This window comes from Pigmentiphaga litoralis (assembly GCF_013408655.1).
Lineage (GTDB): Bacteria > Pseudomonadota > Gammaproteobacteria > Burkholderiales > Burkholderiaceae_B > Pigmentiphaga > Pigmentiphaga litoralis_A.
This window is the reverse complement of record NZ_JACCBP010000002.1, coordinates 565,079-588,370: the sequence shown is the minus strand read 5'-3', so window position 1 is coordinate 588,370 and position 23,292 is coordinate 565,079. Positions and strand designations below refer to the sequence as shown.

Genomic DNA, 23,292 nt, shown 5'->3' with positions numbered 1-23,292 from the left:
CGAACCGGTGTCCGCTACGCGGCCGTTTGCTGCGACCGCGGCACGGCGCGAAAACCCGCAGCCGCATAACTGATCAACTCGCGCATCATCTCTTCGGTGTCTTCCCCGGCGCAGTCGCCGTGCGAGAACCGGCGCATGCCCTCCGCATGCGGCCGGGTGATCGTGACGACGGCGCCGATCAGGAAATACAGGCGCCACGCCAATGATCGCCGGGATGCGCCGGGCAAGCGCGACTCCAGCAGAACCAGCAAGCGCTCGTTCACCTCGCTGTAAATCTCGGTATTCATCTGGTCCGACAGCTCGGCATGGTCTGCGGTCAGGCTCAAGGACATTTCCGAAATCGGTGATCCGTTGGCCAGCGACTTCATGTGGAACATGGGCGTGAGCCAAGCCGCGATGACCGCTTCGATCGTGGGCCGCTTCGAGGCGCGTTCCAGCGCGTCGAACAACACGATGCGCTCTTCATTGATGGGACGTGCCGCCTCGAAGTACACGTGCCGGAACAGAGTTTCCTTGTTGCCGAAGTAGTAGGCGATCAATGCCGAGTTCACGCCCGCGCGCGTTGCAATATCCCGAATCGATACATGGTTATAGCCCCGGCGGGCGAACAGCTCCATGGCCGCTGCAACCAGCCGGTCGCGCGCGCTTTCGTCATGCGCCGGCGTGTCGTCGGCGAGGGCAAGCGACGGCTTGCGCACCGCGCGTGCCGGTCGTGTCAGGGTGGGCTTCGAGATAGCGGGCATGGGGATCCTGGTGTCGGCCGTGCCACGGCGCATCGCGCAGTGTACCCACAGCGCACCCCCGCGCACTCATCACTTTTTGTTTTCAAGCCATCGAAAAAATCAGTTCGCGAGAGCGCACATCGTCATGCTGTAATCGGCGCAGTTAATCACATGATTAACACACCGTTTGCAGAGACGCTGCACGTCTTTCCACTGAAGCGGAAAGCGATGACGCGCATGCCAGGACAGGAGACTCCATGAAACGACCAGCTTGGTTGGTGGCGGCGGCAAGCGCTGCCTTACTGTTTTCCAGCGCCGCTCCGGCAGCCGAGACCGTCAAGGTCGGCGTGATCGGCCCGTTTTCGGGCCAGTTGTCAGGGTCATGGGGAACGCCGTTCCGTCAGGGGATGGAGACCTACACGGCCCAGAAAGGCCCGCTGTCCGGCGACATCAAGATCGAATACATCTATCGCGACCTGCCCACCGTCGATCCGCAACGTGCCCGGGCACTGGCCCAGGAACTGATCGTCCGCGACAAGGTGCAGTACCTTGCCGGCTTCGTGTCCACCCCGGACGCGCTGGCCGTGGCAAGCGTGATCCAGTCGGCCAAGATTCCATCGGTCATTTTCAATGCGGCGGGCCCGACCATCGTCGGCAAGTCAGACTACTTTCTTCGTACGTCGAACACGCTGCCCGAGATTACCGTACCGGTCGCCCGGTACATGGCCGAGAACGGGCTTAAACGCGTCGTGACTGCGGTGGCCGATTACAGTCCCGGCGCTGATGCCGAGGCAGCGTTCAAGGACGCCTACGGCAACAGCGGCCAGGTCATCGAATCCATCCGCATGCCGCTGTCGACCACCGATTTCGGCCCGTTCCTGCAGAAGATCCGCCTGCTGAAACCTGACGCGCTGTTCGTCTTCCTGCCAGCCGGTCCGGCCACCTTCGGCTTCGTCAAGGCTTATCAGGAAAACGGCATGAAGGCCGAAGGCATCCGCTTTTTCGGCTTGTCGGAAACCCAGGAGTCCGACCTGCAGCAACTGGGCGACGCCGCGATCGGTCTCGAAACCAGCTACATCTATTCGGCGGCGCACGAGTCGAAAGTAAACGCCGATTTCCAGGCGGCCTACCGCAAGCTGTATCCCAACGGCACGGTCAATCCGGCCACCGTCATGGCGTATGACGGCACGCACGTCTTGCGGACCATGATCGAAGCCACGAAAGGCAAGAAGGATGCGGACGGCGCCATGAAAGCGGCAAAAGGGCTGGCCTGGGAAAGCCCGCGTGGTCCGGTCAAGATCGACGCGGCAAGCCGGGAACTTGTGCAGAACGTCTATATCCGCTCGGTACAGAAAGGCACTGATGGCCGTCTGTACAACAAGGAAATCAAGGTATTTCCACCCACTGCCAAACCTTGATCTGCCGCGGTAAGGAGACGCTCGAATGGCGACACTCGTCAGTATCCTGATCGATACGCTGGCCTATGGCATGGTGCTGTTCACCATCTCGATCGGCCTGTCGATCACGCTTGGATTGATGAAGGTCGTGAACCTGGCCCACGGCGGGTTTGCGATGCTTGGCGGCTACTTCGCATCGCATGCGATGCTGGCGCTTGGCCTGCCTTATCTGGCAGCCCTGCCCCTGGCCATGGCCTGCGTCGTCATCCTTGCCGTGCCGCTTGAAGTCGCGCTGTTCCGGCCGTTGTACGGAAAGAATGACTACCTGGTCCAGGTGCTCATCACGATTGGGATTGCCTTCTGCATGATCGGGCTGACCAACTATTTTTTCGGTCCCGCGATGCGTACGATCCCGTTACCCGGCTTCCTGACGGGCCCCGTTGACCTGGGATTCCGCTTCATCCCGGCCCACCGCCTGTTCGTAATCGCGGTAGGACTTGCCGTGGCGCTGGGCTTGTGGCTGCTGATCGAAAAGACGTCTTTTGGAACCAAGCTGCGGGCTGCGGTCGACAACGCAGGCATGGCCGCATCGCTCGGCATTCGCACACAACGCATCTATTCGCTGACCTTTGCGCTGTCCGTCGCCCTGGGTGCCATGGGAGGCGTGATCGGCGCCGAACTGCTGCCCATCGATCCCTACTACGCGCTGCGCTATATGGTCACCATCCTGGTGGTCGTATCGATCGGTGGGGCGGGGTCCATTGGCGGCGCGCTGACGGCGGCCCTGTTGCTGGGGCTGATCGATACAGTCGGCAAGTACCTTGCGCCCGGCTATGGCGACGCCCTGTTCTACGTTGCCGTGATCGGGGTCGTTTTGGCGTTTCCTGACGGGCTGCTTGGCCGCCGGGCTGCGGCGCATGCGTCCGCGGCAACGCCTACCCCGGTTGACGGGCCGGATCGTCGCGTCGCTCTGGTCTGCATCGCCGGCATCGCGGTGGCAGGGATGGCGGCCTACCTGATCTTCCCCGACTACGCGGGCTATCTGTCCCGCATGGTGTCGATGGCGTTGCTGGTCCTGTCGCTCGACCTGATCGTTGGTTACTGCGGTGTGGCGACGCTCGGGCAGGCTGCGCTGTATGGCATTGGCGCCTATGCCGCCGGCATCGCTGCATTGCGAGCCGGCATTACCGATCCGGTGGCGATGCTGGGCGTCGGCATGGTCGCGGGCGGTCTTGCAGGCCTGGTGTCAGGCGCCTTGATCGTGCGGGCCAAAGGTCTTGCGCAGCTGGTGCTGACCGTGGCGATCCTGCAACTGACGCTGGCGCTGGGCAACAAGCTGTCGTGGCTGACCGGTGGCAGTGACGGGCTGTCCGATATCGCGCCGTCCCCGCTGTTCGGCATCTTTGCGTTCGACTTCGAAGGCGTAACCGGTTATCTGCTTGGCCTTGGCGTACTTGTCTGCGTGCTGAGCACGCTCACACTGATCGTGCATTCACCGTTCGGCCTGCTGTGCCGCGGGATCAAGGGCGATCCGGTGCGTGTCGAAGCCATGGGGGCGAAGGTAAACAGCACCCTGGTGCGCATGTTCGGCGTCTCGGGCATGGTGGCCGGTCTCGGCGGCGCCCTGGCTGCCATCACGACAGGGGTAGTCGGTCTCGACAGCCTGACGTTCGAGCGGTCCGCCGAAGCTTTCGTGATGCTGATCCTGGGGGGTGCGGGAACCCTGTTCGGCGCCCTTGGCGGCGTGGTCGTCTACCTGACAACCGAACACGCGATCGCCGCTGCGGATCCATCGCACTGGCTGATCGCCATCGGATTGATCCTGATCGTTGTCATGTTCTTCCTGCCCTCTGGTCTGCAAGGCTTGCTGACGCTGCGTGCGCGTCGCCGGCCCCGCGCAACGCCCCGCGCCATCGAGGTGAATCCATGACGCCGTTGCTGCAAGTGCAGGGACTGAACAAGTCCTTTGGCGGCATCCAGGTCAGCCGCAATATCTCGATGACCCTCCCACGCGGTGGGCGGGTTGCGCTGATTGGTCCGAACGGCGCGGGCAAGACCACCTTCGTGAACCTGCTTGCCGGACGTTTGCGGCCGGATGCCGGACACATCCTTCTGGATGGCGAAGACGTGTCGCGCCTGGAACCGATTGCCCGCACGTGCCTTGGCCTGGTGCGCTCGTTCCAGATCAGCCGGCTGTTTCTCGACCTGTCGTTTGCGGATCATGTCCGGCTGGCACTGCTCCAGCGCGACGGACAGTCACAACGCATGTTCTGCAGTACACGGCGTGATCCGGCGCGCGAAGATGAAGTGCGCGCCGTACTGGCCCGGCTGGCGCTGTCCGAACTGGCCGACCTGAAGGTCCGCAACGCGGCGTATGGCCAGCACCGGTTGCTGGAAATTGCGCTGGCGCTCGCCATGAAAGCAAAGGTGCTGCTGCTGGACGAACCCGCAGCCGGCGTGTCGCGCGCCGACGTGCCACGCATGCTGCAGGCGATCCAGAGCTTGCCTGCCGACATGGCCGTGCTGATGATCGAACACGACCTGGATTTTGCGTTCCGCTTTGCCTCGCACGTGGTCGTGCTGGCCGAAGGTGCGGTGATCTTCGAAGGCACGCCGCGTGAGGTGATGGCCGATGCGCAGGTCCGATCCGCCTACCTGGGACGCTATGCCGACCGCGTCGGCAAGGGAGCCGCATGACGTCACCCCCAACCCTGTCCATCCGCCATCTGGCGGCCGGCTATGGCGCGATCCGTGTCATCGACGACCTGACGCTGGACGTTCCGGCGGGAAGCCGGGTGGCGCTGCTGGGACGCAATGGCATGGGCAAGACCACCCTGCTGGCCAGCCTCATGGGATTGACGCGCCGGTTTCATGGCGAAGTGCTGCTGGACGCGCGCGATATCAGCGGCCTGTCGACCACGGCCCGCGCCGCAGCGGGGCTGGGATACGTTCCACAGACGCGCGACATCTTTGCATCCCTGACGGTGGAAGAGAACCTGGTGGCGGGCCTGAAGGGCCGGCCGCGGTCTGCCGTCGGCGAGGCCTACGCCATGTTTCCGAGGCTGGCCGATCGCAAGAAGAATCTCGGTACCCAGCTGTCGGGGGGAGAGCAGCAGATGCTGTCGACCGCGCGCACTCTGCTGGGCCAGCCATCAATCCTTCTGCTCGACGAGCCGCTGGAAGGGTTGGCACCCGTCATCTGTGACGAACTGATGGCGTCGCTAATCGCGCTGACCCAGGACCGGTCCATGACGACGATCCTGGTCGAACAGCAGATCGATCGCGCCCTGGACTATGCAGACGTGGTGCTCATTATTGAACATGGTCATATCGCCTGGAGCGGTCAGGCCAGCGCGATGCGCGAGGATCCGTCACTCGTGGATCGCTACCTTGGCGTCGGCGTGCACTAAACGCGCCGCGCCCCTACATTCAAAACGCAGAGAGGCACGCATGGGCAGGTTGAACGGTAAGGTCGCGGTGGTCACGGGCGCCGCGGTGGGCATCGGCGCGTACTACGCACGCGCCTTGGCAGCAGAAGGGGCAAGCGTCGTGGTGTCCGACATTGCCGATCCGGGTACCGTCGTGGCGCAGATCCGCGCAGCCGGTGGCCAGGCGTCGGGTATCCGCAGCGACGTATCCAGTTGGGAGGCGTGCCAGGCCATGGTGCAACAGGCCATTGGCGACTTCGGCCGGATCGACATCATGGTGGCCAACGCCGGCATCTACAGCCAGCTCAAGCGCGCCCGCATCCTTGACCTGGAACAGGAAGACTGGGACCGGGTCATGACCGTGAACGCACGCGGCGTGTTTTTCTGCGCCAAGGCCGCCGTCAAGGAAATGATGGCCGCCGGCAGCGGCAAGATCATCACGATCTCATCGACCACCGTGGCCACCGGGGTGCCCGACCTGACCCACTATGTGGCCTCCAAGGGCGCCGTCGAAGCCTTTACGCGATGCCTTGCCCGCGAACTTGCCGGCACCGGCATCAACGTCAATGCCATCGCCCCCGGGCTGACGATGAGCGAAAACGTCGAGGCGAACCGCGCCGTCCTGTCGGCAACGATCGCCGCGCAGCACCGGGCGCGCTGTGTGCAACGCGACCAGACCCCCGAAGACCTGGTCGGCGCGCTGCTCTTCCTGGCGTCGTCCGACAGCGATTTCATCAGCGGCCAGACCTTGACGGTCGATGGCGGCATCGTCCTGCATTGACCGCGCTTGCCTGACCAAGGATTCCGATATGACGCATTCCTATCCTGACCTGGCGCTGCATATTGGCGGCGAGTGGCTGACGGGCGATAACCGCCAGGTGTTCCAGGTGATCGATCCGGCCACCGAAGCACCGCTGGCTGCCCTTCCCCTCGCCAGCCCCGCCGATCTGGACGGCGCGCTCGACGCCGCCCGCGACGCCTTCCACATCTGGAGCCGGACCCCGGCGCCGGATCGCGCCGCCATCCTTCACAAGGCCGCCGCGCTGATGCGCGAACGCGCAGACTTCATGGCTTACGTCATGACGCGCGAGGAAGGCAAGCCGCTCATGGAATCCAGACGCGAGGTGCTGTTTTCCGCGGATACCCTGGACTGGTATGCAGAAGAAGGCCGTCGCGCCTACGGCCGGGTCATTCCGTCGCGGATGGCCGGTCACCGCCAGATCGTGGTTCGCGAGCCCGTGGGCCCCGTGGCCGCCTTTACGCCTTGGAATTTTCCGGTGCTGACGCCGGTTCGCAAGATCGGGGGTGCGCTAGCGGCCGGGTGTTCGTGCGTACTGAAACCGGCAGAAGAAACGCCGGGAAGCGCGCTTGAAATCCTGCGGTGTCTGGTCGACGCGGGCCTTCCACCGGGAGTCCTGAACATCGTCTTTGGCGTGCCGGCCGAGGTGTCCGAGCAGTTGATCCGATCCCCCATAATTCGAAAAGTGTCCTTTACCGGATCAACGGCGGTGGGCCGGCAGATCGCGGCATTGGCCGCTATGGGGCCCAAGCCGACGTCCATGGAACTGGGCGGACATGCTCCCGTGCTGGTCTTTGAAGATGCCGATATCAAGTCGGTGGCCGCCCAGTCCATGCGCAAGTTCGGCAACAGCGGACAGTCGTGCATTTCACCCACGCGCTTCCATATTCATCGATCGTTGCATTCCGCATTCATCTCCACCCTGGCGGCATCGGTGGAACGGCTGAAGCTGGGCAACGGTCTGGATGCGGACACGGGCATGGGGCCGATGGCCAACCCGCGCAGAGTGGCCACCATGGAAGCGCTGATCAATGATGCCGTCGCACAGGGCGCCCGGCTCGTGACCGGAGGGCGCCGCGGCCCGTCGCCCGGCTTCTATTGGCAGCCCACGATCCTGGCCGACGTGCCGCTATCAGCGCGCATCATGAACGAAGAGCCCTTTGGTCCGGTCATCATTGCCAATGCGTTCGACGATCAGGCCGACGCGATTGCCGAAGCCAACCGCCTGCCGGTGGGCCTGGCCGCCTATGCCTTCACAGCAGACAACGGCCGCGCGATCGCACTGGGCGAGCAACTGGAATCGGGTATGGTGGGCATCAACACCTACAACATCTCGGTGGAAGAAACCCCGTTTGGCGGCGTCAAGGACTCGGGCTACGGATCGGAAGGCGGCAGTGAGTCCCTGGAAAGCTACCTGACCACCAAGTTCGTCAGCCAGATGTAATGGAGGGCGCCGGGACGGTCAGGCCGACGTCCCCGCGTGCCGCCACGCATTCAGTTCCGCCCCGATCAGCATCGAAAACCCCGCCATGTACAACCACAGCATCAGCACAATCACCGCGCCGATGCTGCCGTACGTGGCGCTGTAGTCCCAGAAGGTCTGCACATAGCGGGCGAACAGCAGCGACGAGACCACCAGCAGGCCGGCGGCGGCCAGATTGCCGGACGTGATCAGCACGAATTGCTGCTTGCGGTTGGGGGCCAGGTAGTAGATCAGCGCAAAGCCTAGGATCAGGCCCGACAGGATGATGACCCAGCGCAACGTCCCGAAGATCACCATCCACAGGCCCGACATGCCGAGCTGGTCACCCAGCCATTCCTGCAGCAGCCCGCCCAGCACCACCAGCGAAAACGCCAGGATCACCAGCACGACGAACAGCAGGCTCAGGCAGATCGCGACCCACCGGCCGCGGAACACGCCCCGCCCTTCAGGCACGCCGTAGATGGTGTTGAGCTGCTGCATGATGGCGTACATGCCGGTGGACGTGGCCCACAGGCTGGCGCCGATCCCGAACGACAGCAGGCCGCCCCGGGGCTGCTCGGTCACGTCCTTGACCACGTCCTGGAACATGGTGGCGGATTCAGGCGGCAGGGCCTGGCCCAGCAGGTCCATGATGGCCCGGTCCACGTTGTGCACGGGCAGGTAGGGCAGCAAGGCCATGATCAGGATGATGGCCGGGAAGATCGCCAGGGTCAGGTAGAACCCAAGCACGGCGGCGCCGTTGAACAAGTCGTGCTGATTGATCTTCCGGCAGAAGCCGAGGACAGAGGCAAGGTGTTTCACGATGGCGTGCGGGGCGATGTGGGGTGGGCCGGGGCTCCACCGTAGCATGCGCCGATCACCTCGCCCTCGTCAGATCGCCTCAGCCAACGTTTCCAGCGACTCTTCCAGCAGGCCGCGCTGCGCATCGACACTGGCGCCTTCGACTTCCAGCGCGCCCAGCCGCAAGGAATTTTCGACCACCATGCGGCAGCGTTCATATCGCCGGTGCATGAAACGTTCAAACGCTGCCTGCACCGTCGGGCCGCGTCCCAGTTCTTCGGCGATGACCAGGCCGTCTTCGACCGCCAGGCCCGCGCCCGACGCCAGCTGCGGCGTGGTGGCGTGCGCGGCGTCGCCGATCAGCAGGGTGCGTCCGCGATACCAGGGGTCTTTCAGCAACACGGCTTCGAGCGGCCGGTAGACGATGCGCGAGTCGGGCGACAGCTGGTCGCGAACGTCGGCCAGGATGCCGCCGTAACCGGCCATGAGGCGCGCCAGCTCGACGTGCAGCATGTCGTCCGGGAAGCGCTGGCGCTCGGTCATGCCTTGCAGCAGGAACATGTACATCTCGGTCGGCGACACCGGATTCAGGCCGATCTTGACCGAGCCGCCCAGAAAGAAATGGCGTTTGTCGACCGAGGGCAGGCGCGGCATCATCAGCCGCCAGCAGGCCTGGCCCGTGAAGGCGGGCTTGGGTGCGTCGGGAAAGACCTGCGCGCGCACCGTGGAAAAGACGCCGTCGGCGCCGATCACGGCATCGTAGCGATCGGAACTGCCGTCGGTGAATCGCACGGCAATATCGTTGACACCGTCAAGCAGATGGTTGACGGACACACCCAATCGGACGGACACGCCACTGTCCTGTGTGCGCGATGACAGGATGCGGTGCAAGGCCGGGCGAAGGATGCCGCCTGCGCCGGGGATGCCGGGCCCCAGGCGGGGCGTGACGATCTCGGACAGCATCTGGCCGCTGACCGAACACACCTTCAATCCATCGGCTGTCGCGCCGACGTCGAGCACGTCGTCGAGCACCCCCAGGTGCTGGAAGGCGCGCAAGGTGGGGCCGGTGATGGTGATGCCCGCGCCGTAGACCCGCCACTGCGGATCGGCGTCGATCAGGTCCACCTCGACCCCGACCTTGCGCAGCGAGATTGCCGCCGACATGCCTGCGATTCCGCCCCCCACCACCAATACCTTGTTCACGCCTGCCATGCCTGTCTCCGTATGCAGCACTGTCGGCGACGAGCTTAGGGCAGATGCCCTGCGCGCACTTGACCCAGCCCGCACCGCGCGTTGACTGCGGCGGCCGGCATGGCGTGGCGCTCCCAGTCAAGAGACCGTGCACGCGCAGCCAAGGCCGCGGGGCTGCGCCGCGGTCAAATTCGCTGGACGCGGCGACGATCGTACGCACCTTGAGGAGACCCCTTTGACTTCTGCATCCAGCCTGCCCACCGGCCGCCCCCGCACCCTGGCCGAAGCCAAGGTGTGGCTCAACGACAAGCTGGCCGCGCGCCAGCATCCGATGAATCTGATCGACCCCGTGGAAGGCCAGGCGCTGATCGCATCCCTGGATGGCCTGGATGGCGCATCGTGGGCGCGGGTATGGGGCGGGGCCGGCGACGAGGTCCGCGCGCAGGCCGACGCCGCCGCAGCACAAGATGCCGCGGATGCCGAATCGCTGTACATGAAAGCCCATGGCCTGTATTTCCTGGGCCGCTTCCCCTGCCCCAACCACCCCGACAAGCTGCGCAATGCCGAACGCGAACGCGATGCCTATGTGGCGGCGGGCGCCTTCTGGGATGCCCCGGTGCAACGCGTGTCGGTGCCGTTTGCGGGCCGCGCCGGTGAAGGGTCCGAGGTGGTGTTTCTGTACCGTCGCCCGCCCGGCATCAAGCGCCCGCCCGTCGTTGTGATGTGGGGCGGCGTCGACGCCTGGAAGGAACAGATGACGGAAGCCTGCGATGCGTTCCTGGCCGCTGGCGTGGCAACCATTGCCATGGACAACGCCGGCACCGGGGAATCGCCGGTAAAGGGCGTGGTTGATGCCGAACGGCAGTTCCTGCCGGTGCTGGACTGGGCCGCGGCGCAAGACGATCTGGACGGCGCGCATCCGGCCTGCCTGGGGCGCTCGTTTGGCGGCTACTGGGCGACCAAGCTGGCGCACCTGTACCCGGCCCGCCTGGCCGGCGCGGTGAACTGGGGCGGCGGCGCGCACTTCATGTTCCAGGCGGACTGGATCGAGGCATCCCGCTACCCCGACAGCTACCTGATGGAATTGGTTGAGACCCGCAAACGTATGCTCGGCGCCGACACCGATGCGGATTACCTGGCTTTTTTTGAACGGCTGTCCTTGCTGGATCAGGGCCTGCTCGACCAACCGTGCGCGCCGCTGCTGCTGGTCAACGGCAAGTTCGACAAGCAGTGTCCGATTGCCGACGTGCATCTGCTGACCGAGCACGGCAGCCCGAAAAGCGTGCGCCTGTTTCCCGGCGGGCACATGGGCCACACGCCGCGCACGCTGCCCACCATCGTCGAATGGATCGTTGCGCGTCTCAACGACCGCGCATCCGGGCAGGAGGCAGCATGAGCGGCAATTGGCAACATGGCATGCCCACCCCCGATGCCTACTGGATCGACCGCGTGCTGTACGACGTGCACCATCAGCCCGACGATCTGGCGCGCTATCTGAAGAGCGCGGACGCGTACCTGAAAGACATTCCGCTGCCCGACACGCTCAAGGCCGCGATCCGCGACAACGAGATCGGCGACCTGTATCTGGCCGGCGCCAACCCCTATCTGCTGCGCGCCCATTGCCTGGGCCTGCGCATGCCCGAAGCCGATTTCCTGCGCTCGTTGCGCGCCGTTGCCAAGGAGCCCGATCATGGCTGAGCTGGTCGGGGTTTTTGCGGCGAGCCACACGCCCGTCATGCTGAATTTTCCGGACGCCATTCCCGACCAGGAACGCGCAGCCGTGTTCGATGCCTTCCAGTCGCTGGGCGCCGCGCTGCGCGGCTGCCGTCCGGATGTGGTCGTGGTGATCTCGGACGACCATCTGCACAACTTCTTTCTGGATAACTTTCCGGCCTTCTGCATCGGCGCCGCCCCGCAGTATGCAACGCCGATCGAACACTGGCTGAAGGCGCCGAAAAGCGTGCTGCCTGGCGACACTGCGCTGGGCGCCTACCTGTTGCAGGAAGCCCTGGCCGCCGATTTCGACCCGGCATTTTCCATGGACCTGACGCTGGACCACGGCGTGCTGACGCCGCTGGAACTGGCCGGCATCACGTCTGAAGTTCACGTGGTGCCGATCATGATCAACTGCGTGCAACCGCCCTTCCCGTCGATGCGGCGCTGCCTGCAGTGGGGCCGGTTTCTGGGTGAGGCGATCGCCAGGTATCCGGGCAACGCACGTATTGCGGTGCTTGCCACCGGGGGTCTCAGCCATGACATCGCCACGCCGCGCATGGGCCTCGTCAACGAAGATTTCGACCGCCGCTTTCTTGACCTGCTGGCCTCGGGCGATGACGATGCCCTGGTCCGCTACGCGACCGATCACGTGCACGAAGCCGGCAATGGCGCCGAAGAAATCCGGACCTGGCTGCTCGCGCATGGCGCGGCGCGCGGTGCGCAGTTCGCCACGCAGTACTACAAGGCAGTCGGCAACTGGTACACGGGCATCGGCATTGGTGCATGGGATATCGGCCAATGACGCAGCGGCTTGCGGTTCACAGCACGGGGCCTGTCGGCGCACCCGACGTGGTGCTGCTCCATGCCATCGCCACATCGTCCGCCATGTGGGCCATGCAGGTGCCGATACTGAGCCGGCGCTTTCGTGTGCACGCGATCGACCTGCCGGGGTATGGCGCGTCGGCCGGCCTGGACGGTCGGACAGACGGCCTGGCCGGGTATGCCGATACCGTGGTGGCTACGCTCGATGCGCTCGATATCCGGAGCGCGATGATTGTCGGCGTGTCCTTCGGCGGCATGATTGCGCAGCGCATGGCCATCGATCATTCGCCGCGTGTCCGGGCGCTGGTCCTTGCGCACTGCGGAGCGCGCACGACCCCGATCGTCAGCACACTGTGGGATGAACGTTGGGCAGCGGCCGAGGTCACGGGCATGCCGGGCCAGGTCGATGCCACGCTGGCGCGATGGTTCACACCCGCGTTCCAGGAAGCGTCACCGCAGGTGATGGCGTGGGTGTCGGACATGATCACGCAGACGCCGCCTGACGCCTATCGCGCGTCGATCCGCGCGATCCAGCAGCTGGATCATGTCGAGGCGCTGTCGCAGGTTCGTGTGCCCACGCTGTGCATTGCAGGATCGGCGGACGCCGCCACGCCGGTTGACGCCGCCAAGGCACTTGCTGCGTGCGTGCCCGGCAGCGCCCTGCACGTGCTCGACGGCGCGCCACACCTGGCCGCCATCGAAACGCCGCACGCCTTTACCGAAGCCGTGCTGGCTTTTCTGTGTGATCGAGCGCCTGCTTGCGAAAGTCGCGGGGCGAACAGCCGTACCGTTCCTTGAACGACCGGCTGAAGTGCGCCAGGTCGTTGAAGCCCCAGCCATAGGCGATTTCGCCGATGCGGCGGTCCTGCCGTCCGGCATCGGCCAGTTCGCTGCGGCACCGTTCCAGTCGCTCGCGCCAGATCCATTTCATCAGCGCCAGGTCGCCGTCCGCAAAAAGCTTGTACACGTAGCGTTCCGACACGCCCACGGCTTCAGCCACCCGGCTGGCGGACAGGTCCGAATCGCTCAGGTTTTCCAGCACGAAGCGGCGGATGCGGTCGCAGTGCAATTGCTTGATGTGCGCTGGCGCCACGTCGTGATCGGCCCGCAACGACGACAGCGCGGCGGTCAGCAGATGCGGGACGGCGTCAGCGAATTGGTCGGCCTCGCTTTCTTTCAGGTGCGGCGCAAGCTGGAAGATCTCGTCCAGCGCCGCGCGAAAGACCGCACCGATTCCCGTATCGCCCGACACCGCCAGCGCCGTCACGTCTTCCACATTCGGCATCAGCGTGCGCATGCGATCCATCGGGATGTAGATCGAATGCGCGCGCATCGTGCCGGTGGTGATCTGGAAGCGGCGTCCGGGCGCCAGTACAAAGAATTCCCCCGGCTGCACCACGCTGCGACGCCCGTCCTGCGTGACTTCCACCTCGCCTTCCTTCTGCAGGCTGAGCAGCAGGCGGTCCGTGCGTTTGCCGCCGGCGGACGTTGTCGTATGCGGTGAAAAGACCAGTTGCGCGAAGTGCAGCGACCGCCCGCGATACGCCGTCATTTCAGTGCGCAGCGGCTGCGTTCCCGACGGCCGCAAGGCCAGCGCGACCGAGAACAGCGAATCGAGTTGCGACGAAAAATCGGGCCGCTGCGGGGCCGACGCAGCGTCTTCGCGCGTGAACGATCGATAGGAAAACATGGTGTCTCCGCACTTCTTTTGGCGTGATGGCTGGGCGGGCAGCAACGGCTATCCGATGCATAGTGATCGCTGACCTGTCGAGAATCTACGGGAAAAAGCGCGTGCGGGCGCAGCCTGGGCGGCTAGGACAAACCCTTGATGGGGCACGGTGCGGGGCGCCGACGCCACCCGGTGCGCGGGCAGACAATACCGGTGGCATGGGCAGGCAAGTCCCCCGATGCACCGATCTCTATGATTCGTTCAGACCAACAACCATCGACACGCCACGGCGTGCATGCCCCGCCTTATCGAACGGGCAAGGAGACCGCCCCATGTTGAACACTTTCCGGCTTGCCGCCCACACCGTTGTCGTCAAAGCCCTTGTCGCGACGACGATCGCAGCGCCCGTGTCGATGGCCCTGGCCGACACGCACGCGTGGCCTGCCAAACCCGTCAAGTTCGTGACCGCCTCGGTCGGCAGCCCGCAAGATGTGATGGGCCGCATCATTGGCCAGAAGCTGAGCGAAAAATGGGGCCAGCCGGTCATCGTCGAAAACCGCCCTGGCGCCGGCAGCCTGCTGTCGATCGCTACCGTGGCCAAGGCCGCGCCCGATGGCTATACCGTGCTGCTCAGTTCCAGCGCGTTTGCGTTGACGCCCGCCGTGATGACCAAGCCCGGCTATGACGCCGAACGTGACTTCATCCCGGTCGTCATGGTCGCGACCGCCCCCAACGTCATCATCGCCAGTTCCGCTTTCCCGGCGACCACGCTCAAAGAAGCCGTCGAGCAGGCCCGTACCGGCCGCGTGAATTATGGGTCCCCCGGCCTGGGCACCACCCCGCAATTGACAGCCGAATACCTGTTCAAACACATTGCGCGCGTGCCGGTCACGCACGTGCCCTTCAGCGGCGCGCCCCCGGCCGCGTCCGCCGTGGCCGGCAACCAGGTGGAAATGGCCAGCCTGGCCATGCCCGCCACCCTGCAGCTGATCAAGACCGGCAAGGTTAAGGCCCTGGCCGTGACCAGCGCTGCCCGGTCGGCCATGCTGCCCGACGTGCCGACCCTGGCCGAGGCCGGCTACCCCGGCTTTCAGGATTCGACCTGGGTCGCGCTGTGGGTGCCGGCATCGACTCCCGCCGACGTCGTCAAGAAGATTTCGGCGGACGTGATTGCCGCGTCGGCCCTGCCCGACATCAAGGAAAAGATGGCCGCGATGGGCTTCGAGACGTCCCGCGCCGACACGGCGGAGTTCGCCGCGTTCCAGAAGGTGGAACTGGCGAAGTGGAGCCGGGTGGTGAAGGAGACGGGGATCCGGCTGGATTGAGGGGGGGCGGCACTGGCGTAGTGTCGAGATCTGCCAGGGTACCTCGCGTAAACCCTGTAGTGCTCCCACCCCTTAGTCGCCTACGTTAGCGGTCTGACTGTCTTCCCCCCGCTACCGCCCAGCCACCAAGGACGCCCCGTGATCCGTTTCTACTTCCACCCTACGCCCAATCCCGCCAAAGTCGCCCTCTTTCTGGAAGAAGCCGGCCTGCCGTACGAGGTTGTTCCGGTCGACACCAGCAAGGGCCAGCAGCACGCGCCTGAATTCCGCGCCATCAACCCGAACGGCAAGGTGCCAGCGATTGTGGACACGGAAGGCCCGGCCGGTTCGGACACGCGGGTGTTCGATTCCAGCGCCATCCTGTTGTACCTGGCGGAAAAGACGGGCCGCTTCCTGGGTTCGCCGGCCGACAAGCCGGAACTGCTGTCGTGGCTGTTTTTCATCTCGTCGGGATTGGGCCCGTTTTCCGGCCAGGCCGTGCACTTCCAGTACGCCGCCGAAAACGAAAGCCCGTACGCCACCAATCGCTATCGCCGCGAGACCGAGCGCCACTACCAGGTCCTGAACGACCACCTGGAAGGCCGTGAGTACATCGTCGGCAATGAATACACCATTGCCGACATGTCGGCCTGGGGCTGGGTGGACCGTGCGCCGCGCGTGTTCAAGGGCGTCGACGATCCTCTGTCGGCCTACCCGAACATCAAGCGCCTGTTCGACACCGTCAACGCCCGCGAAGCCGCGACACGCGCGCGTGCGGTCGGCAAGGACATCGAGTTCAAGAAGGTGAATGACGAAGAAACGCGCCGGTCGCTGTTCCCGTCAAACTTTCCGCCGGCGGCGGGCTGACGCAAGCCTGGCCACCGTGGCCGCCGTGGTCGGTGTCGGGCCCCCCTGAGGCCGACCACATAGCGGACGGCCTGTGGACAGGCCGCAAATCCCGGGAACACGTCGACTAACGGTTCCGAGACAAGCACTGCCTTTGCACGCGGTGTAAGCGGAAGAGGCTTACGCAAACTCACGTAGCAACAGATCACCCGTTCATGGCGCATGCCACCAGCCGCTCAGCAGGCGCGCGGGCCTGCTCCGAGCCGTGACGCGGGCGCTGTCTTCCCAGGTTTCCATGCAGACATCCACGCCCGCAAACACGCCGTAGCCTTCGCCCGCCTCGATCACGCCTGTGGCCAGCAGGCTTTCCCCCGCGCGGATCGCGCCGCCAGACAGAATGTCGCCGCCGGCGCGGATGCCCCAGCCGACACGCACGTGCCGCGTTGCGCTGACCGACCCACCGGCGTGAATGCCCCGGCTGACGTGGACCTGCCCTTGCGCGAGCAGGTCGCCCCCCACCTTGACCCCTTGCCCGCAGACAAGATCACCAGCCACCTGCATGTCCTGGCCGATCAGCGCTTCGCCGCCGACCCGGGCCTCGGCGCCGGACGTGAATCCCCACCCGGCCCGCACATTGCCTTCGCAGACAACGGCGCCCGCCGCGTCCAGGCCCCATTCGACGCGTACGTCCGCGCCTGCCTGGATCGCGCCGCCGCACTGGACGGCGCCATCGACCAGCAGGCTGTCCCCCACCTGCAGGCGGTCACCGACAAAGACACCGCCGCGTGCCGTCAGGCCGCGCCCGGTCCGCAGCACGGAACCGACGTCGACGCTGCCGGTGCACTCCACCTGGCCCGCAAACACCAGGGCCTCGGCATCCATTCCGGCCAGCTGCAGCACATCGCTGGTCGGACCGAGCTGATCCAGCAGCCAGCACGCGTCGTCCACCCGGCCGTCCCGGACTAGGTCATCCAGCAAGGCCTGGTAGCTGCTGCCGAATTCCTGCCGCCGAAGGAACCACCGGTAGCCGGCAGCGCACGGTGCCTTGGTCTTGATGAAGTTGCGTGTGATGTCCGCAAGCGCAAGGTCGGTCATGACGCGTCCTTCTGCAACGGCGCAGGACGCATCAGGAAGACGGGTAAGACTGGGCTGGCGAACGCAGCCTGCGGACGTGGCGCAGGCCCGTACGAAAAAGGTGACGACATCGGTGTTTCCATGAACAACGCGCTCGAACGAAACGAGCGGCGTCAGTCGCGCTGAGCGTTTGGCCCGGCGATGAAAACAATGCGCAAATCAGAAAAGGGGGGGAGGTATCGCCGGGCTCAGGAAACTGCGCCCGCGTAACGGACCCGGATGCGTGCAGAATAGACGGGGATATCGGCGCGCACCGCCATCCGCAGCAGACTCGATGACGAGGCAGCGCGGGCAATGCAGGCGTGTCTGGGAAGGCCGATCATGGCGAGAGTGTAAGTGCGCGTCACTGACAAGGTCAAACCGGCGGCGCGCCGCGAGGCCCATTTCACTGGCCTGTCGGGGGCATTCGCGCTTTCGGCCCCCAGGACGCCAGAAAGGCCGTCGTGCCCTGTCCACATCGCAAAACGCCGGCAACACCTAAACTCCTGCCTGTACCAATGCAACGCGTTTGGCGGTTGCAACCACTATTCGCTGCCAGACAGGAGGGGACACATTGCTTACGGCGATCACTCAGGAAGGTTTCAAGATTGCGTTCGAGGAGGCGCCCTGCCCGGCGCTGCTGCTCGATTGCAACCTGACGGTGCTGGCCTGCAACAGTGCGTATGAAAACGCCGTGCAAAAGGATCGCGCCGTCATGCTTGGCCGGCCGATCTTCGACATTTTTCCGGGATCGGACGATCAGCAGTCCGAGATCATGCGCGATTCGTACCAGCGGGTCATGGACAGCCGCAGGCCGCATCACATCTCGCAGATCCAGTATTCCGTCGCCGCGCAGGGCACGCACGAAGACCGCTACTGGACGGTGTCGAACACGCCTTTGTTCGACAGCGACGACGTGCTGCGCGGGATTCTGCATTGCGCCGCGGACGTGACCGAACTGGTCCAGCAGGATCATCAGGATCCGGGCTCGCTGGATGTTGCCCTGATGGCCGGCCAGCAGGCGACCACACAGCGCTGGACCCGGAATATCCAGAACATTCTTCAAAGCGAAATCCAGCGCCTGCAGCAATTGTTCAAGCAGGCGCCCGGCTTCATCTGCGTGCTGCAAGGCCCGAACCATGTCTTCGAGCTGGCCAACGACGCCTACTATCAGCTGGCCGGTCACCGGACCATCATCGGGCACCCGTTTTCCAAGGTCATGCCGGAAGTCATCGAACAGGGCTTCCTGGCCAAGCTGGACAGCGTATACGCCACGGGCACGCCCTTTGTGGGCCGCGCCATGCCGATCAAACTGCAGCGCGAAGCGGGCAGCGAGCTTGAACAGCGTTTCATCGACCTGATCTACCAGCCCATCTTTGACGCCAACCGTGCTGTCAGCGGCATCTTCCTGCAGGGCAATGACGTGACCGAAGCCTATGAGCTGGGCCAGGAAATCGCCTATCAGGCCGCCCACGACGCGCTGACCGGTCTGATCAACCGGCGTGAGTTCACGGCGCGGACCGAGCACATTGCCGGCCCCGGCCCCCATGCGCTGCTGTACATGGACATCGACCACTTCAAGATCATCAATGACCGCCGGGGGCATGCGGCCGGGAACGGTCTGTTGATCCAGGTGGCCAATCTGCTGACGTCAACCTGCGCGAGCGACGATCTGCTTGCCCGATTCGGCGGCGATGAATTCGTGCTGGTCCGGCCCGATTGTGGACCTGACGATGCGCTGGAATGGGCGAACCGCCTGTGCGCCGCGATCGAGAACATCGACTTCATGTGGCAGGACCGGCGCTACGGCGTCACGGTCAGCGTCGGCGTGGCCTTTGCGGGCGACCCCGAGGGTCTGTCGTTCGAGTCCGCCCTGGCGCAAGCCGACGCCGCCTGCTTCCTGGCCAAGGAAAAGGGCCGGAACCGGGTGCAGGTCAGCCTGCCCAGCGATGAAGAGATCCGGCAGCAACAGCAGGACATGGACAGCGTGACGCGCCTGAAAGACGCGATGCGGGAAGACCGCGTGCTGCTGTATGCGCAGCGGATCGTGCCCTTCCACGCGGGTGCGGATCACCAGGAGGTGTTCTGCGAAGTGCTGGCCCGTATCCAGGATCTGGACGGGACGGTGGTGTTGCCAGGCGCATTCATTCCTGCCGCGGAACGGTTCGGCCTGATCGAGGAACTGGATCGCCACATTGTCCGCAAGACCTTCGCGCACATCCAGGCGCAGTCCACGCAGCCTGGCGAGACACCCTGCTACTTCATCAACCTGTCGGGCATCACGCTGAGCGCGCCGGGCTTTCTGGCGTTTGTCGAAGCGTCGTTGGAAGCGTATCCGCTGGTCCGATCCAGCCGCATCTGTTTTGAAGTGACGGAGACCGCGGCGCTATCGAACGTGAAGCGCACGGCCGACGCCATGCGCCGGCTGATCGCGATGGGCTTCCAGTTTGCACTGGACGACTTCGGGAGTGGCATGGCGTCGTTCACGTATTTGCGGCACTTGCCTGTGCATTATGTGAAGATCGACGGCGAATTCGTGAAGGCGATACTGGATCAACCCGCCAGCGCGATCATCGTCGAAGCGGTGATCAAGGTGGCGCAAACGATGAATATGCGGACGATTGCGGAATCGGTGGAGTCGGAAGCGTTGATTCCGCTGCTGAAGTCTTTGAATATTGATTACGCACAGGGCTTCGCGTTGCACAAACCCGCGCCGATATAGGACCCCCCTCGGCGCTTTGCGCCTCCCCCAGGGGCGGCACTGGCGGACTGGCAAAGCCAGATCCGCTGTGCCCTGGGGATGTGGCCCCCCCTCGGCGCTTCGCGCCTCCCCCAGGGGCGGCGCTGGTGGACTGGCGGAGCCAGATCCACGGCGCCCTGGTTCGCGGCGTCTCTGGCGTCAAAAAAGCCGCTGGCTCTTGGAGGGCAGCGGCTTTTTTGCGCTTGCTGTCGGCTATCAGGTTGAGGACGGCGCGGGCGTTGGCGTTGCCGGGGCGGGGTCGGTGGGTGCCGGTGACGCAGGCGGGGCCATCGGTGCGGGGTCGGCGGGCGGGGTTTGTGCGCCGGTGGCGGGATCCGCCGGGGTGACCGGTGGCGTCATCGGCGGGGTAGCCGGGGGCGTGACCGGCGCTGCGGCTGGCGGCGCGGACACGGCCTGCGTTGGCGCCACGCGCCAGATCGTATTGGCCAGGTCATCGGCCACGATCAGCGCACCGCGCGGATCCACGGTCACGCCCACCGGGCGGCCCCGCGTCGTGCCGTCGTCGTCCCGGAAACCGGTCACAAAGTCCACGGGCTGACCCGACGGCCGGCCTTGGCTGAAGGGCACGAACACCACCTTGTAGCCCACCGGATCCTTGCGGTTCCAGCTGCCGTGCTGGCCAACAAATGCGCCGTTGGCAAACTGCGTTCCCATGGTTCCGGTCGAAAAGTGCACCCCCAGGGCAGCCACGTGCGAGCCCAACGCGTAGTCGGGTTTGACAGCTGCCGCGACCTTATCGGGATTCTGCGGCCGGACGCGGTCATCCGCGTTCTGGCCCCAGTAGCTGTACGGCCAGCCGTAGAAAGCGCCTTCACGCACGGACGTCAGGTAATCCGGCACCAGGTCGGGGCCCAACTCATCGCGCTCATTCACGACGGCCCACAACTGCCCGGTTTCGGGCTGGATGGTCAACGCAGTTGGATTGCGTATGCCGGTGGCATAAGGCTTGTGTTCACCCGTGCGCGCATTGATCTGCCACACCATGGCGCGATCGACTTCCGCCGTCATTCCTCGCTCGGTAATGTTGCTGTTGGACCCGATACCGACATACAGGTACTGCCCGTCGGCACTTGCTGCGAGCGACTTCGTCCAGTGGTGATTGATCTCGGACGGCAACAAGGTGACCACCTCCGGCGCGCCGCTGGCCTGAGTCTGGCCATCCTTGTAGGCAAACTTCACCAGGGCGTCCTGGTTGGCGACATAGAGCGTGCCGTTTACCAAGGCCAGGCCATACGGCGCGTTCAGGTTCTCGGCAAACACGGTCGCCGTTTCATACTTGCCGTCTCCGTCCGCATCCCGCAACAGAGTCAGCCGGTTGCCGCCCTTGACGGAACTGGTGCCCTTGGCCTTGATAATGGAAGCAATCAAGTCCTTGGGCTTCAGGTTGGGCGCGTTGCCGCCCTTTCCTTCCGCCACCAGGATGTCGCCATTCGGCAAGACCAATGTCTGGCGCGGGATTTTCAAATCCGTGGCGATCGCCGTCACGGTATACCCCGTCGGCACCACGGGCACCTTGTCCCCCCACGGTGCGGGCTTGGCAATGACCATGTTGGGCAGAAGCCCTCGCTGCGGCTCCGGCAACTGGGGATCGGCACCCACCTGCACAGGCGCGGGTTTATCTCCGCAAGCGCCCAGCAGGGCGGACAGGGTAACGATGGCAAGCGAGCTGGCGTATTTCATGGTCATAGTGGCCCCAGGACGCGTGGAGTACGGAAACCCAGCCAGGTGGCCAGGCAGGCGAGCAGGAAGACGACGACCGACAGGACCAGTCCCATCGGCATGACCGCCCACGCATCACGAGCGTGCCAAAGCGCATTGATGAACCCGAGGATCCACGTCGCCAGCAGCACGATGAAGTACAGGACACTGCCCCGCGCGCGCTGGTACGGCCGGAACAGATCCACCAGCGCAAACACAAGCGCGATGCCCGCAAGCACCAGTGCGCCTGCAATCAGCCAGGATGCGAAGTTGCTCCACTGGATGTGGAAGGTCTTGGCGTAAGCCATGTCGCTGAGCATGGCGCCCAGGAACAGGGGAACGGTGCCTGCCAGAAATACGGCGTGCAACGGGTACAACGTGACGCTGTAGCGATGGTCGATGACGTGGGCCACTGACTGCCTCCTTGGTAGCGATGTCTAGCTGGGATGCTATCTGTCGCAGCCGTATCAGCAAGTTACGTACCGGTCCGCCGCCAAGGGCCACGGTGCATGCCGCAAACGCCGTCGGGGCATGCGTTTGAAGGTGCCGGAGCGTGCGTCAGGCAGGCTCGCGGCGTGGCATGGCTTCCGCTTATTTACTCAACACATTGATCGGCTTACCTGCTTTCCAGGCCTGCACGGCAGCCAGTGCGTTGGTATAGAACGCGCGGAAATTGTCTTCGCTGACGTAACCCAGGTGCGGGGTCAGCACGACGTTGTCGAGCGTGCGGATGGGGTCATCCGCAGGCAGGGGTTCCAGATCGAACACGTCGAGCCCGGCTCCGCCGATCCTGCGGGCTTTCAATGCGCGCATCAATGCGTCGTTGTCGACCAGTCCCGCGCGGGACGTGTTGACCAGGAAGGCACCCGGCTTCATGGCGTCGATCGCCGCCGCATCCACCACGTGACGAGACCGTGCGCTCAAGACCACATGCAGACTGATCGCGTCGGACGTGGCGAACAGTTCGTGCTTGTCGACCCGTTTGACACCCACTTCAGCCGCCTTGTCGTCAGTCAGGTTGGGGCTCCACGCCACCACGTCCATGCCGAATGCCAGGCCCACTTTTGCCATGGCGGCGCCGAGCCTGCCCAGGCCCACCACGCCAAGCCGCTTCCCAGCGATGGGCAAGGGCATGCGCGTCTGCCATTGCCCCTGCCGCATGGATGCATTTTCATGCGGCAGGTTCTTGAACAATGCCAGCAGCAGGGTCCACGCCAGTTCCGACGTGGCAAAGTTGGCGTCGGCGCTGCCAGGCGCGCCGCACACCACAACGCCTTGCGCCACGCATGCCGGCACGTCGATGGAATTGTTTTTCATCCCCGTCGTCACCAGCAGCTTCAGGTTGGGAAGCGCGGCGAGCTGGGATGCCGGAAACGGCGTGCGCTCACGCATGGCAATGATGACGTCGAAAGGCTTCAAGGCCGCGTCGCGTTCCGGGCCTTCCGGCAGATAGTCCGGGAAGGTCGTTACCTGTGCGTCGTCGCCCAGCGTTTTCCAGTCGGCATAGGTGCCGGCGACACCATGGTAGTCATCCAGAACGGCAATCTTCACGCGTGTCTCCCG

At 64.6% G+C, this 23,292-nt stretch carries 21 protein-coding genes; 13 read left to right on the top strand and 8 right to left on the bottom strand.

Translation table 11 applies throughout. The features are described from left to right. Window positions 1–14: 14 nt before the first annotated feature. A complete protein-coding gene (locus HD883_RS22750; protein WP_179589244.1) occupies window positions 15–743 on the bottom strand; it encodes a TetR family transcriptional regulator in 729 nt (242 codons plus the stop codon). 236 nt (window positions 744–979) lie between these two features. On the opposite strand from HD883_RS22750, the gene HD883_RS22745 reads away from it, so the two are divergent. Genes HD883_RS22745 through HD883_RS22720 form a run of 6 tightly spaced genes read left to right on the top strand, consistent with a single transcriptional unit; the run spans window position 980 to window position 7,790 of the window. After that, window positions 980–2,140, top strand: a complete 1,161-nt coding sequence (locus HD883_RS22745) for an ABC transporter substrate-binding protein (RefSeq protein ID WP_179589243.1) — start codon at window positions 980–982, stop codon at window positions 2,138–2,140. Between the two features lie 25 nt (window positions 2,141–2,165). Next, window positions 2,166–4,049: an ABC transporter permease gene (locus HD883_RS22740; RefSeq protein WP_179589242.1), complete on the top strand. Its 1,884-nt coding sequence runs from the start codon at window positions 2,166–2,168 to the stop codon at window positions 4,047–4,049. Beyond that, on the top strand, window positions 4,046–4,816 hold the full coding sequence (locus HD883_RS22735; RefSeq protein WP_179589241.1) for an ABC transporter ATP-binding protein: 771 nt from the start codon (window positions 4,046–4,048) through the stop codon (window positions 4,814–4,816). The genes HD883_RS22740 and HD883_RS22735 overlap by 4 nt, the downstream gene beginning before the upstream one ends. Then, window positions 4,813–5,529 (top strand): ABC transporter ATP-binding protein, encoded by a 717-nt coding sequence (locus HD883_RS22730; protein WP_179589240.1) that lies wholly within the window; start codon window positions 4,813–4,815, stop codon window positions 5,527–5,529. Before HD883_RS22735 ends, HD883_RS22730 begins: the two co-directional genes overlap by 4 nt. A 40-nt stretch (window positions 5,530–5,569) precedes the next feature. Next, a complete protein-coding gene (locus HD883_RS22725; RefSeq protein WP_179589239.1) occupies window positions 5,570–6,328 on the top strand; it encodes an SDR family NAD(P)-dependent oxidoreductase in 759 nt (252 codons plus the stop codon). 28 nt (window positions 6,329–6,356) lie between these two features. Further along, a complete protein-coding gene (locus HD883_RS22720; protein WP_179589238.1) occupies window positions 6,357–7,790 on the top strand; it encodes an NAD-dependent succinate-semialdehyde dehydrogenase in 1,434 nt (477 codons plus the stop codon). Between the two features lie 18 nt (window positions 7,791–7,808). Here the strand turns inward: HD883_RS22720 and HD883_RS22715 are convergent, their stop codons facing one another. After that, complete coding sequence (locus HD883_RS22715; protein WP_179589237.1) at window positions 7,809–8,678, bottom strand: YihY/virulence factor BrkB family protein; 870 nt, start codon at window positions 8,676–8,678, stop codon at window positions 7,809–7,811. A 21-nt stretch (window positions 8,679–8,699) separates the two neighbouring features. Continuing rightward, window positions 8,700–9,821 carry an FAD-dependent oxidoreductase gene (locus tag HD883_RS22710; protein ID WP_179589236.1) on the bottom strand — a complete coding sequence of 374 codons (1,122 nt, stop codon included), beginning with the start codon at window positions 9,819–9,821 and terminating at the stop codon, window positions 8,700–8,702. Between the two features lie 214 nt (window positions 9,822–10,035). On the opposite strand from HD883_RS22710, the gene HD883_RS22705 reads away from it, so the two are divergent. From HD883_RS22705 to HD883_RS22690, 4 genes are read left to right on the top strand one after another with little or no spacing between them, the layout of a single operon-like run. Next, entirely contained in the window at window positions 10,036–11,196 is a 1,161-nt protein-coding gene (locus HD883_RS22705; protein ID WP_218863567.1) for an alpha/beta hydrolase family protein, read from the top strand. After that, complete coding sequence (locus tag HD883_RS22700; protein ID WP_179589235.1) at window positions 11,193–11,498, top strand: subunit of meta cleavage enzyme; 306 nt, start codon at window positions 11,193–11,195, stop codon at window positions 11,496–11,498. Before HD883_RS22705 ends, HD883_RS22700 begins: the two co-directional genes overlap by 4 nt. After that, window positions 11,491–12,318 carry a 2,3-dihydroxyphenylpropionate 1,2-dioxygenase gene (locus HD883_RS22695; protein WP_179589234.1) on the top strand — a complete coding sequence of 276 codons (828 nt, stop codon included), beginning with the start codon at window positions 11,491–11,493 and terminating at the stop codon, window positions 12,316–12,318. Before HD883_RS22700 ends, HD883_RS22695 begins: the two co-directional genes overlap by 8 nt. Beyond that, a complete protein-coding gene (locus tag HD883_RS22690) occupies window positions 12,315–13,136 on the top strand; it encodes an alpha/beta fold hydrolase (protein ID WP_179589233.1) in 822 nt (273 codons plus the stop codon). The genes HD883_RS22695 and HD883_RS22690 overlap by 4 nt, the downstream gene beginning before the upstream one ends. Here the strand turns inward: HD883_RS22690 and HD883_RS22685 are convergent. Then, window positions 13,054–14,028, bottom strand: a complete 975-nt coding sequence (locus HD883_RS22685; RefSeq protein ID WP_179589232.1) for a helix-turn-helix domain-containing protein — start codon at window positions 14,026–14,028, stop codon at window positions 13,054–13,056. The two genes, HD883_RS22690 and HD883_RS22685, sit on opposite strands and share 83 nt — an antisense overlap. Window positions 14,029–14,339: 311 nt before the next feature. Between HD883_RS22685 and HD883_RS22680 the strand changes: the two genes are divergently transcribed. Continuing rightward, window positions 14,340–15,332: a Bug family tripartite tricarboxylate transporter substrate binding protein gene (locus tag HD883_RS22680; protein ID WP_179589231.1), complete on the top strand. Its 993-nt coding sequence runs from the start codon at window positions 14,340–14,342 to the stop codon at window positions 15,330–15,332. A 138-nt stretch (window positions 15,333–15,470) separates the two neighbouring features. Next, complete coding sequence (locus HD883_RS22675) at window positions 15,471–16,178, top strand: glutathione S-transferase family protein (RefSeq protein ID WP_179589230.1); 708 nt, start codon at window positions 15,471–15,473, stop codon at window positions 16,176–16,178. A 192-nt stretch (window positions 16,179–16,370) separates the two neighbouring features. Here HD883_RS22675 and HD883_RS22670 read toward each other — a convergent pair whose 3' ends face one another. Next, window positions 16,371–17,252 carry a hypothetical protein gene (locus tag HD883_RS22670; RefSeq protein WP_179589229.1) on the bottom strand — a complete coding sequence of 294 codons (882 nt, stop codon included), beginning with the start codon at window positions 17,250–17,252 and terminating at the stop codon, window positions 16,371–16,373. Between the two features lie 592 nt (window positions 17,253–17,844). Here HD883_RS22670 and HD883_RS22665 point away from each other — a divergent pair. Next, window positions 17,845–19,992, top strand: a complete 2,148-nt coding sequence (locus HD883_RS22665) for a sensor domain-containing protein (RefSeq protein WP_179589228.1) — start codon at window positions 17,845–17,847, stop codon at window positions 19,990–19,992. Between the two features lie 234 nt (window positions 19,993–20,226). Here the strand turns inward: HD883_RS22665 and HD883_RS22660 are convergent, their stop codons facing one another. From HD883_RS22660 to HD883_RS22650, 3 genes are all read right to left on the bottom strand, one after another. Then, window positions 20,227–21,711, bottom strand: a complete 1,485-nt coding sequence (locus HD883_RS22660; RefSeq protein ID WP_179589796.1) for a PQQ-dependent sugar dehydrogenase — start codon at window positions 21,709–21,711, stop codon at window positions 20,227–20,229. Between the two features lie 2 nt (window positions 21,712–21,713). Continuing rightward, on the bottom strand, window positions 21,714–22,142 hold the full coding sequence (locus HD883_RS22655; protein ID WP_179589227.1) for a DUF2231 domain-containing protein: 429 nt from the start codon (window positions 22,140–22,142) through the stop codon (window positions 21,714–21,716). Window positions 22,143–22,320: 178 nt separating this feature from the next. Further along, on the bottom strand, window positions 22,321–23,280 hold the full coding sequence (locus HD883_RS22650; RefSeq protein ID WP_179589226.1) for a D-2-hydroxyacid dehydrogenase family protein: 960 nt from the start codon (window positions 23,278–23,280) through the stop codon (window positions 22,321–22,323). Between the last annotated feature and the right edge of the window lie 12 nt (window positions 23,281–23,292).

What these genes read in the sequence shown, in the direction of transcription:
- HD883_RS22750 (WP_179589244.1), bottom strand. Translation starts at nt 743, where the DNA reads ATGCCCGCTATCTCGAAGCCCACCCTGACACGACCGGCACGCGCGGTG.
- HD883_RS22700 (WP_179589235.1), top strand. Translation starts at nt 11,193, where the DNA reads ATGAGCGGCAATTGGCAACATGGCATGCCCACCCCCGATGCCTACTGG.
- HD883_RS22720 (WP_179589238.1), top strand. Translation starts at nt 6,357, where the DNA reads ATGACGCATTCCTATCCTGACCTGGCGCTGCATATTGGCGGCGAGTGG.
- HD883_RS22660 (WP_179589796.1), bottom strand. Translation starts at nt 21,711, where the DNA reads ATGAAATACGCCAGCTCGCTTGCCATCGTTACCCTGTCCGCCCTGCTG.
- HD883_RS22735 (WP_179589241.1), top strand. Translation starts at nt 4,046, where the DNA reads ATGACGCCGTTGCTGCAAGTGCAGGGACTGAACAAGTCCTTTGGCGGC.
- HD883_RS22690 (WP_179589233.1), top strand. Translation starts at nt 12,315, where the DNA reads ATGACGCAGCGGCTTGCGGTTCACAGCACGGGGCCTGTCGGCGCACCC.
- HD883_RS22745 (WP_179589243.1), top strand. Translation starts at nt 980, where the DNA reads ATGAAACGACCAGCTTGGTTGGTGGCGGCGGCAAGCGCTGCCTTACTG.
- HD883_RS22730 (WP_179589240.1), top strand. Translation starts at nt 4,813, where the DNA reads ATGACGTCACCCCCAACCCTGTCCATCCGCCATCTGGCGGCCGGCTAT.
- HD883_RS22670 (WP_179589229.1), bottom strand. Translation starts at nt 17,252, where the DNA reads ATGACCGACCTTGCGCTTGCGGACATCACACGCAACTTCATCAAGACC.
- HD883_RS22715 (WP_179589237.1), bottom strand. Translation starts at nt 8,678, where the DNA reads ATGCTACGGTGGAGCCCCGGCCCACCCCACATCGCCCCGCACGCCATC.
- HD883_RS22685 (WP_179589232.1), bottom strand. Translation starts at nt 14,028, where the DNA reads ATGTTTTCCTATCGATCGTTCACGCGCGAAGACGCTGCGTCGGCCCCG.
- HD883_RS22740 (WP_179589242.1), top strand. Translation starts at nt 2,166, where the DNA reads ATGGCGACACTCGTCAGTATCCTGATCGATACGCTGGCCTATGGCATG.
- HD883_RS22680 (WP_179589231.1), top strand. Translation starts at nt 14,340, where the DNA reads ATGTTGAACACTTTCCGGCTTGCCGCCCACACCGTTGTCGTCAAAGCC.
- HD883_RS22695 (WP_179589234.1), top strand. Translation starts at nt 11,491, where the DNA reads ATGGCTGAGCTGGTCGGGGTTTTTGCGGCGAGCCACACGCCCGTCATG.
- HD883_RS22725 (WP_179589239.1), top strand. Translation starts at nt 5,570, where the DNA reads ATGGGCAGGTTGAACGGTAAGGTCGCGGTGGTCACGGGCGCCGCGGTG.
- HD883_RS22710 (WP_179589236.1), bottom strand. Translation starts at nt 9,821, where the DNA reads ATGGCAGGCGTGAACAAGGTATTGGTGGTGGGGGGCGGAATCGCAGGC.